The sequence below is a fragment of the Pyrobaculum calidifontis JCM 11548 genome (assembly GCF_000015805.1).
GTDB lineage: Archaea > Thermoproteota > Thermoprotei > Thermoproteales > Thermoproteaceae > Pyrobaculum > Pyrobaculum calidifontis.
Map to the genome: position 1 here is coordinate 1535261 of NC_009073.1, position 16220 is coordinate 1551480.

15 protein-coding genes are annotated in these 16220 nt (G+C 56.7%); 11 read left to right on the forward strand and 4 right to left on the reverse strand.

Annotated elements, in window-relative coordinates; translation table 11 throughout:
• Window positions 1-14 precede the first annotated feature (14 nt).
• Together PCAL_RS08710 and PCAL_RS08715 are read left to right on the forward strand one after the other, a co-directional pair.
• Complete coding sequence (locus PCAL_RS08710; protein ID WP_011850322.1) at window positions 15-230, forward strand: hypothetical protein; 216 nt, start codon at window positions 15-17, stop codon at window positions 228-230.
• Window positions 227-1210, forward strand: coding sequence for a TIGR00269 family protein (locus PCAL_RS08715; RefSeq protein WP_011850323.1), 984 nt, complete (start codon window positions 227-229; stop codon window positions 1208-1210). The genes PCAL_RS08710 and PCAL_RS08715 overlap by 4 nt, the downstream gene beginning before the upstream one ends.
• Here the strand turns inward: PCAL_RS08715 and PCAL_RS08720 are convergent.
• Window positions 1207-1860 carry an ACT domain-containing protein gene (locus PCAL_RS08720; RefSeq protein ID WP_011850324.1) on the reverse strand — a complete coding sequence of 218 codons (654 nt, stop codon included), beginning with the start codon at window positions 1858-1860 and terminating at the stop codon, window positions 1207-1209. The genes PCAL_RS08715 and PCAL_RS08720 overlap by 4 nt on opposite strands.
• A gap of 70 nt (window positions 1861-1930) precedes the next feature.
• On the opposite strand from PCAL_RS08720, the gene PCAL_RS08725 reads away from it, so the two are divergent.
• Window positions 1931-4330, forward strand: coding sequence for a valine--tRNA ligase (locus PCAL_RS08725; protein ID WP_011850325.1), 2400 nt, complete (start codon window positions 1931-1933; stop codon window positions 4328-4330).
• A 21-nt stretch (window positions 4331-4351) separates the two neighbouring features.
• On the opposite strand, the gene PCAL_RS08730 is transcribed toward PCAL_RS08725, so the two are convergent.
• The 3 genes from PCAL_RS08730 to PCAL_RS08740 are packed head-to-tail and all read right to left on the reverse strand — an operon-like array spanning window position 4352 to window position 8225.
• A complete protein-coding gene (locus tag PCAL_RS08730) occupies window positions 4352-6586 on the reverse strand; it encodes a DEAD/DEAH box helicase (RefSeq protein WP_193322652.1) in 2235 nt (744 codons plus the stop codon).
• Between the two features lies 1 nt (window position 6587).
• Complete coding sequence (locus tag PCAL_RS08735) at window positions 6588-7697, reverse strand: MFS transporter (RefSeq protein WP_011850327.1); 1110 nt, start codon at window positions 7695-7697, stop codon at window positions 6588-6590.
• A 33-nt stretch (window positions 7698-7730) separates the two neighbouring features.
• Window positions 7731-8225: an adenosine-specific kinase gene (locus tag PCAL_RS08740; protein ID WP_011850328.1), complete on the reverse strand. Its 495-nt coding sequence runs from the start codon at window positions 8223-8225 to the stop codon at window positions 7731-7733.
• Between the two features lie 326 nt (window positions 8226-8551).
• On the opposite strand from PCAL_RS08740, the gene PCAL_RS08745 reads away from it, so the two are divergent.
• The 8 genes from PCAL_RS08745 to ilvA all read left to right on the forward strand — a co-directional run bounded on the left by PCAL_RS08745 (window position 8552) and on the right by ilvA (window position 16192).
• Complete coding sequence (locus PCAL_RS08745; RefSeq protein WP_011850329.1) at window positions 8552-8947, forward strand: Fur family transcriptional regulator; 396 nt, start codon at window positions 8552-8554, stop codon at window positions 8945-8947.
• On the forward strand, window positions 8937-9854 hold the full coding sequence (locus tag PCAL_RS08750; RefSeq protein ID WP_011850330.1) for an aldo/keto reductase: 918 nt from the start codon (window positions 8937-8939) through the stop codon (window positions 9852-9854). The genes PCAL_RS08745 and PCAL_RS08750 overlap by 11 nt, the downstream gene beginning before the upstream one ends.
• Before the next feature lie 142 nt (window positions 9855-9996).
• Window positions 9997-11244, forward strand: a complete 1248-nt coding sequence (locus PCAL_RS08755; RefSeq protein WP_011850331.1) for an NAD(P)/FAD-dependent oxidoreductase — start codon at window positions 9997-9999, stop codon at window positions 11242-11244.
• The gene (locus PCAL_RS08760; protein ID WP_011850332.1) at window positions 11241-11408 is read left to right on the forward strand and encodes a hypothetical protein; all 168 of its coding nucleotides are present in this window, start codon (window positions 11241-11243) and stop codon (window positions 11406-11408) included. Before PCAL_RS08755 ends, PCAL_RS08760 begins: the two co-directional genes overlap by 4 nt.
• A 54-nt stretch (window positions 11409-11462) precedes the next feature.
• On the forward strand, window positions 11463-12611 hold the full coding sequence (gene sucC / locus PCAL_RS08765) for an ADP-forming succinate--CoA ligase subunit beta (protein WP_011850333.1): 1149 nt from the start codon (window positions 11463-11465) through the stop codon (window positions 12609-12611).
• Window positions 12608-13489 (forward strand): succinate--CoA ligase subunit alpha, encoded by an 882-nt coding sequence (gene sucD, locus PCAL_RS08770; protein ID WP_011850334.1) that lies wholly within the window; start codon window positions 12608-12610, stop codon window positions 13487-13489. The genes sucC and sucD overlap by 4 nt, the downstream gene beginning before the upstream one ends.
• Before the next feature lie 295 nt (window positions 13490-13784).
• Window positions 13785-14984, forward strand: coding sequence for an aminotransferase-like domain-containing protein (locus PCAL_RS08775; RefSeq protein ID WP_011850335.1), 1200 nt, complete (start codon window positions 13785-13787; stop codon window positions 14982-14984).
• Window positions 14981-16192: a threonine ammonia-lyase gene (gene ilvA / locus PCAL_RS08780; protein WP_011850336.1), complete on the forward strand. Its 1212-nt coding sequence runs from the start codon at window positions 14981-14983 to the stop codon at window positions 16190-16192. The genes PCAL_RS08775 and ilvA overlap by 4 nt, the downstream gene beginning before the upstream one ends.
• Window positions 16193-16220: the final 28 nt, after the last annotated feature.

Here is a 16220-nt window from a genome sequence, read left to right on the forward strand (position 1 = left end):
ACGAGAGACGGGCCGTGATCGTCTGCCCCAGATGCGGACTGCCGGAGTGGGAGGCGCTACCCCCGCCTCACACATATCGTCATAAGGGGCCAGAGAACACCATCATGATTGCACGCTGCAAAAACTGCGGCATTATCTTCTACATATTCAGAACGTCGCTGGAAACCTTTACCCTAGAGATTGAGAAGGCTGAGAGAAAGCACGGCACCATACCCCACATTAACCTGTGACGGCGCTCTGCGACCGGTGTGGAAAAAGGCCGGCGCAGTATCTCAGGCAGGTAAGCGGAGAAAAACTATGTCTTAAGTGTCTCTTCGCGTCAATAGAAAATAAGGTAGTGGAGACAATCAGGAAAGAGTGGCTTATAGTCCCAGGCGACTATGTGGCAGTGGCGGTGTCCGGGGGGAAGGACTCCCTAGTACTGCTCTATATACTGGGGAAGTTGAGGGAGAGAGGTGCCTTGAGGGGAGTGAGGCTTGAGGCCTTTACAATAAACGAGGGGCATCCCTACAGTTGCTTCTATAGGATGTCTAGAAGGGACTACGTGAGAGAGCTGGCGGAGAAATTCGGCGTTGAGTACAACGTGTACCACTTCAAGGACATTTTTGGCGTAACCGCGATGGAGCTCTCGGAGAGGTTGGCCAAGGCTGGGCACGAGGTACATATGTGTACAATAGACGGCGTGTTGAGGCGGAGGGCTATGAACATAATAGGGAAAAGGAGGGGCTGGACGAAGATAGCCACTGCCCACAACTTAGACGACGAGGCGCAGACCGTCATGTTAAACGTGTTGATGGGCAACTTGGGGCGGTTCGCCTGGTTTGGCCTCTACGAAGACGCAGAGGAGAAAGACCTCGTGCCTCGGATAAAGCCGCTGAAGTACATCAGAGAGGAGGAGATAGCCCTATACGCCTACTACCACGGCATCCCGCTTATGGAGCTAGAGTGCCCCTACGTAGTGGCCAACCCCAGGTACGACTTGAAATTTACTTTGGCCGGGCTTGAGAGAGAGATGCCGTCGGTCAAATACAACCTAGTCTCCTTCGGCGAGAGACTTGCAAAACTCCTCCGCGCCGCGCAGCCCGGCGCCGTGGTTAAGAGGTGTAAATACTGCGGCGCCCCCTCGGCCCGTGATGTTTGTAGGACTTGTGAACTGTTTGAAAAAGCGGGGCTCCTCGACGTCTATTTGGCAAAGGTGGCGCAGGGCTAGGCCTCAATTCTTATACACGCGCCTTCTTCCACAATTCTGTACTGGACCCCCAGCTCCCTCAGCAACGCGTCGATGTACCTCCTAGCGACCGTCTGCGCCAAGTTGCACAACGTTGCCGTGAGTCTGCCGCCGGCCACCGTGGTCTCTTTCACGGCGGCTAAGCCCCTTAATTGTACAATGTACAAGGCCTCTTCAAGCGTCACGGCGTCTATGCTGGGGGCGAGCTCTCTCACGGTTTTTACATCTCTTTTCGCGATCTCTTCGGCAAGTCTTGAGACGTCGTGGAAGTACGGCACAAACTCCTTCTCCAGCGCCACGGCTGGACTTCCATTTATGACGTGTGTAATCCACCTGGGCACAAAAATCTGCGCATTTGAAACCCTATACTTGACCCTTTTTACAAAGGCAAACATCTCCAGTTGCTTTAATATTTCCCTAATCTGCTCCTCTGTCGCTGTGGATAAGTCGACTATGAAGTGGAGATTTCTACGGGGGCCGTCAATGGCTATGTTAACAATGTTTACATCGTGCTCGGCAAAGATGTTGGAAAGAGCAGACAAAATGCCGGGCTGGTCGAAGTTCAACTCGACGAGGAATTCACCCAGCCTGTTGCCTTGTCCAGCTATGAGATAAATCTCACGGTTAAGCATCAGTGGGGAACCTGGGGCATATTTAAAACTTTGCAGTTTCAACAAATTAAAAAACTGTGAATATGCCGCCGTGGTCTCCAAATTGCCCACTAGGTGGGACATACGTTGGGAGGAGGAGCTAATAGCCACATGGGAGAAAGAGGGGCGCTTCAAGACCAAGGTTAGGGGGGATAGGCCGGTGTTTGTAATAGACACGCCGCCGCCCTATCTGTCTAGCAATAGACCCCACATAGGCCAGACGGCGTCGTACGCCCACTTCGACATGATTGCGAGATTTCTCAGAATGAGGGGAGTCGACGTGGTTTTCCCCTTCTACCTCGACAGAAACGGCCTCCCCATAGAGGTGCAGGTGGAGAAGAAGTACGGCATCGTCGCGCATGAAGTGCCCAGGGAGCAGTTCATAAAGCTGTGTAAAGAGGAGCTGGACCGCTACGAGGGCGAGTTTGTCTCGTCGCTTAGGAGGTGGGGCCTCTCCTTCGACTACTGGCCGCAGGGGACCGACAGCCCGGAGTACCGGAGGATGACGCAGAAGACCTTCATAGATCTGTGGCACAGGGGGTTGGTGTACGAGGCGGAGCGGCCTACCCCCTGGTGTCCACGTTGCCGCACCGCCCTAGCCGAGCCGGAGATAGAGTACAAGGAGGAGGAGACCTACCTCAACTACATAAAGTTCAGGGTCAAGGAGACCGGCGAGGACATAGTCATAGCCACGACGAGGCCTGAGCTACTTCCAGCCACAGTCGCCGTCATATTCCACCCAGAGGATGACAGGTATAAACGCCTCGAGGGCCTGCACGCGGTTGTGCCGCCCGAGGGGCAGGTAGTCCCCATTCTCCCCCACAGAGCCGCCAATCCGAAGTTCGGCACAGGGCTTGTCATGATATCCACCTTCGGCGACACTAGAGACCTAATGATAGTGAACGAGCTCAAGTTGCCCATCCGGATCGTGGTAGACGAGGCGGGGAGAATAAAGGAGGGTCGGTACGCGGGGCTCACAGTGAGAGAAGCAAGGGCGAAGATAGTCGAAGACCTAAAGAGAGAGGGCCTCTTGGTTAAACAAGAGAGGCTTGTCCACAACGTGCCGGTGTGTTGGCGCTGTAAGACTCCGCTTGAAATTATTGTAACAAGGGAGCTCTTCATAAGGCAGGTGGAATTCAAGGAAAAACTGGTAGAGCTGGCCCAGAGAATGGAGTTTAAGCCGCCTGAGTACCGCCAAGTCTTAATAGACTGGATACGCTCCCTCGAGCTAGATTGGCCAGTGTCCCGGAGGAGGTACTATGCCACCGAGATACCCATCTGGTGGTGTATAAAGCCAAATGGGGAACGCGTGCCCATTTTGCCAAAGGGCGGAGAGTACTACGTGCCTTGGAGACAGGAGCCGCCGCCGGAGGTAAAGGAGCAGTGCAAAGACGGCGTGCTCGAGGGCGACACCCGCGTCTTTGACACGTGGATGGACTCCTCCATCTCCTGGATGTACGCCTCGGGAGTCACCAAGGAGTTCAACGTCTTCCCCAAGGTCTACCCCCACTCCATCATGAGGCCGCAGGGCTACGACATTATTAGGACGTGGCTCTACTACTCGCTACTAAGGGCATTCCTACTATTCGGCGACATACCCTTCAAGTACGTGAGAATAAACGGCATGGGGCTAGACGAGAAGGGCGAGGCCATGCACAAGTCGAAGGGGAATGTGATCGACCTCCTAGCCCCAGTGGAGAAATACGGCGCAGACGCGGTGAGGTTCTGGGCGGCTGCCGCGGGCAAACTTGGCAGCGACTACCGGTACAACGAAAACGTAATACGGGAGGGAAAGGAGTTTGTGACAAAGGTCTGGAACATCGCCCGCTTCGTCACCTCGTTCCCAAAGCCGCAGGGAACGCCCAGCCTCACCCCAGTGGACAAGGCAATTTTGGCCAAGCTATACGACGTGGCCAAGAGGGCCATAGCCGCCTACAGCGACTTCGACGTATACGAGCCGGCGCACCTCCTCTACAACTTCATCTGGCACGAATTCGCAGACCACTACATCGAACTGGCGAAGTCCAGGGCGTACAACAGAGGCGGCGAATTCGCCAAAGAAGAACAGGAGGCGGCAATTTACACGCTTCACACAGTCATGGCGTACAGCTTCAAACTACTGGCCCCAATAATGCCCTTTGTCACAGATAAAATCTGGAGAGAGGTCTACGGCCGCTCAATACACGACGAGGCGATAGAAGACCCGCCCGAGGCGTGGCGGGAGGGCGACGCCCAGCTATTCGACATGGTGAAGGCGATAAACAGCGCAGTGTGGCGCTACAAGAACAGGAAGGGGCTCAGTCTGGCAGACCCCCTGGACAGGCCGCTCTGCGTCCCCGAAAAGGCGCTAGCCGCCTCGAAAGACCTCAAGTATACGCATAAGGTGCCCGAGGTAAAAGCCGGCCCCTGCAAAGAGCCAATAGACGAGGAAGGCCTCGCCTCCCTCGACTGACTCTGCGAAAAGGGCAGTAGGTTACACTATGCCGCGGACCTTCGGTATTTCAAGAACGGGCGAAGCGCCGCCGCCTTTGAGCACATGCTCTAAAATCCTCGCGGCGTTCCGCCTCGACAGCATCTTGTTGTTGTTGCCGCAGTAGGGGGAGAAGACGCACTTTGGGCATCCGTCGACGCAGTCGCAGCCCTTCACTATCTTGTACGCCACCTCGGCGACGCGCCTAAAGTTCTTTAAGAGGAGTCTAGAGGTGCCGTTGCCTCCCACGTGGGAGTCGTATATGACTATGACGCCGTCCGGGTAGCTTATGCCGCCTAGATCGGTCTTCGCCGAGCCTATTGCGATCTCGGCCGCAGATATTAGGACGTGCTCAGTGGCGTGGTACCCCTTGGCCCGCGCCTCCCAGTCCAAGGCCTCCTCAGACGTGAAGCGCACCAGGGGCATGTACAACACGACGCCCTTGGTCTCAAACTCGTAGGAGAGAGGCTCTATGGGGTACTCGCCCAGCGTCTCCTCAGTTGTAAACCGCTTTAAGGCGTAGCCGTGCACCGTGATCCTAATTTTAAGACGCCCGTACTGATAGCGGACGCCCTCCACAGAGCCCTCCTCTACAACCTCCACGAGCTCGGGATCCATGTCCTCGAGGGCTTGAGTGACCAAGTCCTCGGCGTCCACAGGCTCCACGATTGCGACTCTCTTCGTCAAGTCGAGGGACTTGGACACGTAGGTCCTCCCGCCGTGCATGTATATGGCCTCTGGGTGAAGCTCGTAGAGGGCGAGGGGCAACTCCCTCTCCCCCAGCGTCCTTCCATCCACAGTCTTTATCTTTACGACGTGGGGCGACCCCCTCAGGCTGAGGGAGCTCAACGCCTCCCTCCCCGCTGGGGTTATGCGCAAGTAGTTGCCCACCTTGGCCAAGTAGCCCTTCGCCAGGAGGGACTCCGCCAGCTCTTTCTCAAAATTGCTCAACTCGCTGAGCCGTAGGGGCATGTCGGAGGCCGCCGCCAAGAGGTGGAGGGCTGCGACGTCCTCGTTCTCTTTCTCAAAGCCAAGCGGCTCCGGCGCTCTTGCAAAAAACTCGTGGGGGTAGTTGCGGTAGTACTGGGAGATGGGGTCGTTGCCAAGTATCTGTACAACGTAGCCCGTCTGCCCGCGCCGCCCCACTCGCCCGACGCGCTGTAGGTAGCGGTTGTAGGAAGGCGGTATGGAGGCTAGAACTGCCACATCCACGTCGCCTATGTCTACGCCCAGCTCTAAGGTGGGCGTAGATATCACCACGTCGATTTCCCCCCTCTTAAAGGCGTCTTCCACACGCCTCCTCTCCTCTGCGTCTAGCCCAGCCCTGTGCACCGCCACTCTTTCGCCGTAGCCCCCCATCTTCAACGCCCTGTAGATAACCTCGCTGTATCTGTGGCTGTCCGTAAACACGAGACACTTCACCCCCTCCTCCACACATATCGCGGCCAGCCTAGCAGCCTCAGCCCACTTAGACCTAAACCTAGGCCTAGCCAAGACCTGCACCAGCCTCCCCCGCCGCCCCAGGGGGCCGACGACTACGTTCACTCTATCGCTCTCAAACAGTGCTTGTGTAAACTCGGCTGGGTTGCCCACGGTGGCAGAGGTGGCGATATACACAGGCCTGGAAAACCGCCGCAGGCGCCGAAGTAGGTAGTACATATGTGAGCCAAAGACTCCCCCGTACACGTGGAAGTCGTCGAGGACTAGGTATCTAACCCTTTTCACAAGCTCTCTGAACTTAGCCACATGCATGAGGGCTTGGCTAACCATGTCTGGGTTTGACACAATGATGTGGGGAGGTGAGTCGTACAATATCCTCCTCTCCCTCTGGGGGGTGTCCCCGTCGTAAACCATGACTCTCACCCCCAGCCGGTCGGCGAATCTCCTAAGCCTAGACAACTGATCTCGAGCAAGGGCCTTGGTGGGGTAGAGGACAAGCGCGACGGGCCCCCCGAGAGATTCAAGAGAGGCCTCTAGTATGGGGGCCAGGAAGGCCTCGGTCTTCCCCATGCCGGTGCCCGCGACAATTACCGTGTCTCTCCCCGCCCTTATGCTCACAACTGCGTCATACTGATGACGGTAGAGAGAGGAAATCCCCAGCGACTTAAACGCCTGCGCCACCTCAGCCCTAAGCACCTCCCCCACGTCACAACAGGGCTCCACTCTCTCAGCCTCGTCAGTCTTCACATACACCACCTCCCTCCCTGGGTCCTCTAATACCTTTCTCAAAAATGACACGTCACCGGCTCCGTAGTGCATATAAAAGAGTAAGCGCAACTACGTTAGCCAAGAGGAGGAAAGGCATGAGTTGCAACGCGGAGAAGCCAGCTCTCTCCACGACCCACCCCGCGGCCGCGGGGCCCACAATGGAGCCGAAGTCCCACCCCATTGTGTAGACGGCGGAGGACAGGCCTGCGGCTCTGCTACCCGCAAGCGCCAAGACTTGGTACGTGATCACCACGGCGCCCTGGCCCAGGCCGTAGATCACGCCGGCAAGCACAAAGGAGGGGAGATCCTCGGCCAACGTCGCCAGGTACAGCCCCACCGAGGCCGCCGCAGTGGCCACGGCCGCCACGGCGTAGTTTATGTGGCTGGGACTCCGCGCTAAGAAGACGCGCGGGATGAGGCTAGCCACCGCGGCTGTGGACGAGAAAGCGCCCCAAAACGCAATGGGAAGTCCCCTGTCTTTCAACTTCACTGGCACAAAGGTGGAGATACTCATGTAGGTTATTGCAAAGACTGTTAGCAGTAGCATAAACGTCAGTACCCTCCGCTCCAGGCGCCCGCCAATGCTCGTCCCTGTGCGACTCGGCGGAGGAGCTCTCCCTATCAACACAGAATTTACCCCATGCAGCGACGCGGCTAATAGAAATGAGACAGGGGCGCCGCCGGCGTCGTAGGCGAGGGAGCCGACTAGGGGCCCCAACACGTTGCCTATCCCCACAGCCAAGGAGCGGGAGGCCAAGGAACTTACGCCCTCTCTCACAGAGGCTGCAATAGAGGCTGGGAGAAAGGTGGCTATGGCGGCGCCGTGGAAAAGCCTCCCCACTACCACTGTGGCTACGTTGTGCATTAGATACATGACCTGTGCTATTACGGCAAAGAATACGCCGAGGCGCATCAGTTTGACATATCCCACTCTGTCGCCTAAGAAGCCCCCTATCGGTCGCAATACTACAGACACGAAGAAGGCCGTGGAGACCACGGCGCCAATGGCCGCCTCGCTGGAGATACCCAAGTCCCTCAGATAGGGCGGCATAGCCACTATGGCTATTCCATTCGCCAAAAAGAAGAGGAGTGTTGCCACATTTACGGCACTTAAAAACCCCGAGGCTCCTTCGCGTGACACAAAACGTTAAAGTTCGTGGATACTATAAAAACGCTACAGCTTGTACTTAGTGACCTCTCTCAGGAAGCGCTTACGCTCCTCCCGGTCTGCCTCAGTCTCCACGCCCAGCGGCGAGTGGCCGTCGACGACGCCTATGACTCCCCTCCTCTCTGGCTCAACCTCGGCCACTATGATCTTGAGCGGGTTTGCCGTGGCGGCGAAGATTCTCACGACCTCTTGAACGTTCTTAATCGCATTTAACACGTTGATGGGCCACGCATTCCTCAGATATATGACAAAGACGTGGCCCGCAGCGATCTTTTTACACAGGTCTATTGCGAGATTTCTCAACTCCTCGTCGTTGCCCTCGTGGCGAATTAGGCGCTTGCCGCTTGCCTCACAGAAGGCTAGGCCAAATCTCACCCCGGGCACCGAGGTCACTAGGGCCTCGTAGAGGTCTTCCACAGTCTTTATGAAGTGCGCCTGGCCCACAATGACGTTGCAGCCCTGGGGGATGGGCACATCCACCACCTCCAATTTTATAGACATAGAGAGTTAAACGCAGAGGGTTTTATACTTAACCGACCTCCTCCTCCGACCTGAGTTCCCCAGGTGGCGGACTATCAGCTCTCATCGGTCGTGGTCTCATCCGCCACCTGGGGGCCGTCGGGAAGGCCGAGCTCTCCCCATGCGCGGGGGCGACCTCTAGGCGACAGCCCATCTGCACCTAGGACGGGAAAGTAGTGATCAACTTGGTGAGCGCCGCACGGGGCAACTTAGTCATGCTCGCAGTCATGTTGGCTGTGTCGGTTCAATGAAAATAAGGTGCTTGAAGCGGAATTAGATTTTTATATCTATAAGGAGTATTGTGAATTATGGAGACGGCACAGCTCGTCGCCACGCTAAAGGAGAAGGGATACCGCGTCACGCCGCAGAGACTTGAGGTAATAAACATTGTTCTGGAGAAGCTCGCCAAGAAGGAGCACCCATCTTTCAACGACATATTGAACGAGGTTAAGCAGAAGATGCCGTCGATAAGCGTCAGCACGGTGTACTCCATTTTGAAGTTGCTTGAGGAGACCGGCGTCGTTGTGTCGTTTGAGCACAACGGGAGGACGTACTACGACAGCGTAACGCCCCATGTAAATGTGGTGTGTGTAAATAGCAACAAGATCCTCGACTTAGACGGCGGTGAGGTGGTGGAGGCCCTTAAGAGGGCCGGGGTCTACCCCACTTCTATCCTCGTCAAAGGCATTTGCCGTGAGGTATAGGGCCTACGGGGATCTCCGCATATCTGAGATTGGGTTCGGCGCGTGGGTGTTCGACGAGATGTACGGCGTGGCGGATTTCGACGAGGCGCGAAGACTCGTGGAAAAGGCCATAGACCTGGGGATAAACTTCTTCGACACAGCGGACGTATACGGCAGGGGGAGGAGCGAGGAGTACCTCGGCCGCCTCTTGGCGGGCAGAGAGGGAGTGTACATAGCCACCAAGGTGGGGTACGACTTTTACTCAAGCCAAAAGCCAGTTAGGAGATACGACGAGGAGTATCTGGAATATGCCGCAGAGATGTCCGTGAGGAGGCTGGGAAGGAGGCCCGACGTTCTCCAGATCCACAACGCCCCCAGCGACGTGTTGAAGAGGGGGGCTGGGCTGAGGCTAAAGGGGCGCTTCGCCAAATACGTCGGCGCCGCCCTCGGCCCAGAGACCGATGTCCTAGAGGAGGGGCTGGCGGCCCTGGCGGCGGGCTACGACGCGTTGATGTTCGTCTTCAACATACTGGAGCAGGAGCCAGCGCTAACACTGATTAGACGTGGGCAAGGCAGGCTTCTCCTGGCGAGAGTGCCTCATGCCACCGATGTGCTCACCGACAGGTTTAAGCCGGAGTTTCCGCCGGGCGACCACAGGTCGTTGAGGAGCCGGGAGTGGTTGCTGAAGGCTAGGAGGCTTGTTGAAAGCGAGATAGTGCCGCTTGCAAGAGAGCTCGGCTTAACCCTGGGGCAGTACGCGTTGAAGTTTGTCCTCTCCTACCCCATAACTTCGGTGGTGGTCACAGCGACGACTGTGGAGGAGCTTGAGGAATATGCCGAGGCCAGCGACGGGAAGCCGTTGCCGAGACACCACCTGGAAGCGCTTGAGGAGTTCTGGAAGAGGCATAGGGGGGAGTTGGCGAGTTGACAAAGGCGCCGTCTGCTCAGTTGTGAGTTCTACGCTCATGGCTCGCCGGCGCGGTTTACTTCATCACAGAGGTGAAATCGACCGTGCTATAAGTTTTTGACGTTGGTGTAAATATTGATATATAGGCTACTACTGTCTCCCTATGTATGACTATGTGGTAGTGGGGGCGGGGGTCGTGGGCATGGCCACGGCCTTTCATATCAAGCGCCTTGCGCCACGCGCCAAGGTTTTAGTCGTGGATCAAAACGTGGGCGTTGGAATGGGGGATACGGCTAGGTCGGCCGCGGCCTTTAGGACTATATTCACGTCGTGGATAAACCGGGCCTTGGCCAAGTCCAGCGTCGACTTTTACCGCAGTGTCCAGAGCAGGGGGGTGGACTTGGGGATGAGGTTCGTGGGGTACCTCTTCCTAGTGCCTGAGGAGTCGAGGGAGGCGATGTTGAAAGTCGTCGAAGAGCTTAGGCGGATGGGGGTGGGGGTTGACGTCTTTGAGAAATTGGACATGCCCATTAGGTTTAGAGTGAGAGACGACGAAGAGGCTAGAGAGATGGGGCTTCCCGACGTGGCGTTCTCTATCTTGGTGAGAGATGCGGGGATAATAGACCCGGAGAGGGTGGTTAGATACTACTACGAGCAGTACCTCAACGAGGGCGGCGAGGTGCTGTTTAACGCAAAGGTAGAGAGCGTGGCCTTTTCGCCGAAGAGGCCAATTGGGATCCCCGGCGAGCCGTTTCCTTGGCAGGATGTAAAAGTGAGAGGCGTGGAGACCACTGCGGGCTTCGTGGAGGCGAAGAACGTGGTTTTGGCCACGGGGGCCTGGACTGAGCGGCTTGCCGACGCTTTGGGCTTTGGGCTCCCCATAAAGCCTAGGAAGCGGCAAGTCTTTGTGGTAAATGCTGAGGGCGAGTTGGAGGACCTACTGCTGTCCGGCCTGGCCGAGCGGTATGCCCCAATGATCATATTGCCCAGGGGGATCTACATCAGGCCTGAGCCGTCTGAGAAGACCTTCTGGATAGGAGTCGCCGATAGGAGGCCGTACCGCTTTGAGGACCCCCCAGAGCCAGAGGAGACGCTGTGGCGCTATGGCATTTACCCAGTGTTGACGAAGTACGTCCCCGCCTTTGAGGGGAAGACTCCGCAAGCCGCGTGGGCAGGCCACTACGACGAAAACGTAGTGGACTATCAGCCGATAGTTGATAGGCTAGCCGAGGGGTTGTACATTGCGGCTGGGACCTCGGGGTCGGGGATCATGAAGGCAGACGCCGTTGGGAGAATTGCCGCGTACCTAGCCCTGGGGTATGAGAAGGCAGAACTCTACGGGGGAACCGTGGTGGAGAGCAACGTCCTAAAGGCAAATAGGTGCCTGGAGCCGGAGAGACTTGTGATATGATTGAGGAAGAGCTACGGCGGTGGCTAGCGGCGGCTAAGAAGAGCGGCAAGAAGGGGTGGGTTTTAGTCAAGGGCGGGGAAGTGGTGGGCGTATTCAGCGACAGAAGAGACGCAATAGCAAGCGCACAGGAGCCGGGGGTATACCTACTAGTGCTTGTTGAATAGATATACTACCACCGTTGACAATTTGTTTTTATAGGGGGAGAACCCATCCCCACTATGAAGTTGCACGAATATGAGGCAAAGGAGCTTTTCGCAAAGTACGGGGTAAAGATCCCGCCGGGCAGGCTGGCGCTCACGCCTGAGGAAGTGCGCAAAGCGGCGGAGGAGATGGGGCCGCCGGTTGTGCTAAAGGCGCAGGTGGTGGTGGCTGGGCGCGGCAAGGCCGGCGGCATAAAAGTGGCCAAACGCGTGGAAGAGGCGTATGAGCTGTCGAAGCAGATGTTTGGGATGAATATAAAGGGCCTAACGGTGAGGAAGCTGTATGTGACTAAGTACTTGGAGGTGGAGAGGGAGATGTACCTCTCCCTCATCATAGATAGGGCCACTCGGCGGTTTCTCTTCCTCGCCTCGCCCGTGGGAGGCATGGACATCGAGGAAATCGCCAAGACTACCCCGGAGAAGATTAAGAGAGTGTACGTGGACCCCTTCGTGGGGCTTAGAGACTACCACGTCCGCTCTATAGTCTCGTGGCTCGGCTTTAGCCCAGGTACGGCTCAGTGGCAACAAGCGGCCTCCATTGTTCAAGCCATGTACAAGATAGCGGTGGACTACGACGCAGAGCTAGTGGAGTCCAACCCTCTCGCCCTCACCAAGGAGGGCGACGTCGTGCCTCTCGACGCGAGGGTGATCGTAGATGACAACGCCTTGTTTAGACACCCAGAGCTGGAGAAGGCCCTCGAGGAGGACCCCCGCGACATCACGGAGTTTGAGGCCTACGCTAAGAAGATAGGCTTCCACTACGTGGAGCTCGACGGCGACATTGGCATAATAGGCAACGGCGCCGGCCTCACTATGGCGACCATGGACTTAGTCTACCACTTCGGGGGCAGGCCGGCGAATTTCCTCGACATCGGCGGCGGCGCCAGCAGAGAGGTTGTGAGGGAGGCTGTGAAAGTCCTCCTCAACCACCCCAGGGCCAAGGTGATCTTCATAAACATCTTTGGCGGCATTACTAGGGCTGACGAAGTCGCCTACGGCGTTAAAGAGGCCCTCCAAGCCGCTGGGGGTACCACAAAGAAGATCGTGGTAAGAATGAAGGGGACAAACGAGGAGCTTGGAAGAGCCATTTTAGCCGAAATAGGAGTACCACTCTTTGAAAGCGCCGAAGAGGCAGCTAAAAAGGCGGTAGAACTGGCCAAACTATGACAGTCCTCGTAAGCCCTAACACGAGAGTCGTAGTACAAGGCGCCACCGGCCGCGAAGGCTCTTTCCACCTACAGCGCATGTTGGAGTATGGTACAAAGGTAGTCGCCGGCGTGACTCCGGGCAAAGGCGGCACCACGGTCCACGGCGTGCCTGTGTACGACACCGTGGAGGAGGCGGTTAGACGCCACGGCGCCAACGCCTCTGTCGTATTTGTCCCAGCTAAGTTTGCCCCAGACGCCGTGCTGGAGGCCGTGGACGCAGGCATAGAGCTGGTGGTTGTAATAACGGAGCACATACCAATCCACGACACTCTCAGAGCCGTGAACTACGCCAGGGTCAGGGGCGTCACAGTCATTGGGCCAAACTGCCCCGGAATAGTGGCTCCCCCGGTGAGGACAAAGCTCGGCATAATGCCCAATAACATATACCAGACCCCTGGAAAAATCGCCGTAGTTAGCAGGTCGGGGACTCTCACATACGAAATATCGTACCAGCTCGTGAAGGCCGGCTTTGGCATAAACATTGCCATAGGCGTGGGCGGCGACCCGATAGTGGGACTCGACTTAATGGAGGCTACGGTAAAGGTGGCCGAGGACCCCGATGTGGATGGAATCGTGGTAATTGGCGAAGTGGGCGGCGACGCCGAGGAGAGGCTGGCGAAGCTCTACGCAGAGGGTGCTATTAAGAAGCCCATTGTAGCCTACGTGGCCGGCCGCACTGCCCCGCCGGGGAAGCGCATGGGCCACGCGGGGGCCATAGTAATGCTGGGATCCGGCGATGCGAGGGGCAAGATAGAGGCGTTTAAAGCCGCCGGGATCCCCGTCGCAGAGACCCCATTTGAGGTGCCTCAGCTCTTGGCTAAGCTGTTAAAGCGTTGAAGTGCCAGATCTGCGGCTTTGAAGAAGCTGAGTTTAAGTGCCCCCTATGTGGGCGGAGGGTCTGCCGTTATGACTGGGAGGGGGATCGCTGTGCCGCATGCGCGTCTACGCTGTGTAAGATCTGCGGCGTCAGATTCTCCATAGCTACTTGCATGATTTGCGGAATCCCAGTGTGCGATGAGTGTAGCGTAAGGAGGGGACTGGGAAGAGTTTGTAAAAGATGTATAGAACTCCGTCGCATGTGAATATACAATACATATAAATAACTTTATATAGACTGGGCTTGGAGACGCATATGGACATCGGCAAGCTTCTGGCGGAGCGTACCAAGTATATGACCGCCAGCGAGATTAGGGAGTTGCTCAAGTGGGCGACCGTGGACGTGATTTCGTTTGGAGGGGGCATGCCGGACCCCTCCACGTTCCCCGTGGAGGATATCCAAAAGATCGTCAACTATGTCCTCGAGGCGTATCCACACAAGGCCCTCCAGTATGGGTCAACTGAGGGAGTCTACGAGCTACGCCAAGAAATTGCAAAATTTAGCGAGGAGCACCACGGAATTAAGACCAAGGCTGAGAACGTCCTTGTGACAGTGGGGTCGCAGGAGGCGCTGGAGTTGCTCGGCCGCGTTTTTATAAACCCCGGCGACGTGGTTATTACAGAGAACCCGACCTACCTGGCCGCGTTGCAGGCGTGGCGCGTGTACCAGCCCAAGCTAGTGGGCATACCGATGGACGAGCACGGCATGATTGTAGAGCTGTTAGAGGACAAGGTGAGGGAGCTGTTGGCCAGGGGCGAGAGGATAAAATTCATCTACACGATCCCCACGGCGCAGAACCCCACTGGCATTACAATGACGCAGGACAGGCGCAAGTACCTCCTAGAGGTGGCGGAGCGGTACGACTTACTCATCGTGGAAGACGACCCCTACTCCTACTTCCTCTTTGAGCCTATACAAGTGGCCCCAATAAAGGCGTTGGACAAGTCGGATAGAGTGATCTACCTCTCCACGGCGTCTAAGATTTTTGCGCCGGGCTTCCGCCTCGGCTGGGTTGTGGCGAGTGAGGAGGTGATTAAGTGGTTCTACTTGGCCAAGCAGTCGCTTAACTTAAACACCTCGAACTTTGTGCAATACATATTCTTGGAGGGGCTTAGGCGCGGCGTGGTGACTAAAAATCTGCCGCGGGTTAAAGAGCTATACAAGAGGAAGCGCGACGCCATGTTGGCTGCCTTGGAGACCTACATGCCTGAAGGCGTGAGGTGGACCCGGCCCTCGGGCGGCATGTTCGTATGGGCCACCGTCCCGCCGCAGATAGACACGCGGGAGCTGTTGCGCAAGGCCGTCACCCAGTACAAGGTGGCCTTTATCCCTGGCCACGGCTTCTTCGTCGACGAGTCTGTCAAAAACGCCATGAGGCTAAACTTCACCTACCCCTCTTTTGAGCAAATAAACGAGGGCATCCGCCGCCTCGCTCTGGCAATTAAAGAGGCATGATACTTCTCGAAGAGGCTTTAGAGGTAATTAGGCAGAAGCAGAGCGAGGGCAAGATCCACAGAACTCCCACGCTTAGGTCTGAGTCTCTGTCGAGGATAGTGGGCGGCGACGTCTATCTAAAGCTTGAGGCGCTTCAGAAGACTGGCTCCTTCAAGATAAGGGGGGCCTACTTCGCCATGCACAAGTACATACAGGAGGGGTACAGAGAATTTATAACCGCCTCCTCGGGCAACCACGCCCAGGGGGTGGCCTACGCGGCGCAGTTGCACGGGGTAAAGGCCACCGTGGTTATGCCGGAGACTACGCCGTGGCTCAAGGTGAAGAAGACCCAGGACTATGGGGCCTCCGTAGTTTTATACGGCGAGAGCTACTACGAGGCGGAGAAGAGAGCCCGTGAGCTGGTTAGGGAGGGGGTAAAGTTCCTCCACGCCTACGACGACTACTATGTGATATCGGGCCAGGCCACGCTAGGCGCCGAAATTGTCGAAGACGTGCCCGACGTAGATGTCGTCGTAGTGCCCGTGGGAGGGGGCGGCCTAATATCCGGTGTCGCCTATGCGGTAAAGAGGCGGAGACCTAGCGTGAAGATTATAGGCGTGCAGGCCAGCGGGGCGCCAGCGGCTTATTTGTCCTTCCGCGAGGGTAAGCCTGTCACAATAGAAAAAGTGGATACAATAGCCGACGGCATAGCGGTTAAGCGGCCCGGCGATATAACGCTGAAGCTTATGCGCGAATATGTCGACGACATAGTATTAGTGAACGACAACGAGATAGCCGACGCCATATACCTACTCATTGAGCGGTCCAGAGTAGTCGCCGAGGGGGCGGGCGCGGCTTCTGTCGCCGCGCTGTTGAGCGGGAAGATAGACGCCAGGGGAAAGAAGGTGGCGGCCGTGGTCTCCGGCGGCAACATAGACGCGCCAATACTAATGAGGGTGTTAATGAAGTCTCTGGCGAGGCAGAGGAGGGTTGTGAAGCTCGTCGGAGAGGTCCCCGACAGGCCGGGCACCTTGGCCAAGGCCTCGGCAATCTTGGCGGCTCACAATGTGAACATTCTAGAGGTCTTCCACGAGCGGTATGACCCAGAGCAGAGGCCAAACTACGTCCGCCTAATCTTTGTGGTAGAGATCCCTGGGACTCTCGACATCGCTAAGCTGTTAGACGAGCTTGAGAAAAACGGCTTCTTCTTCGAGGCGTCTCAACGCTAGTACAACGTTTTAAAATCACAACTATAAC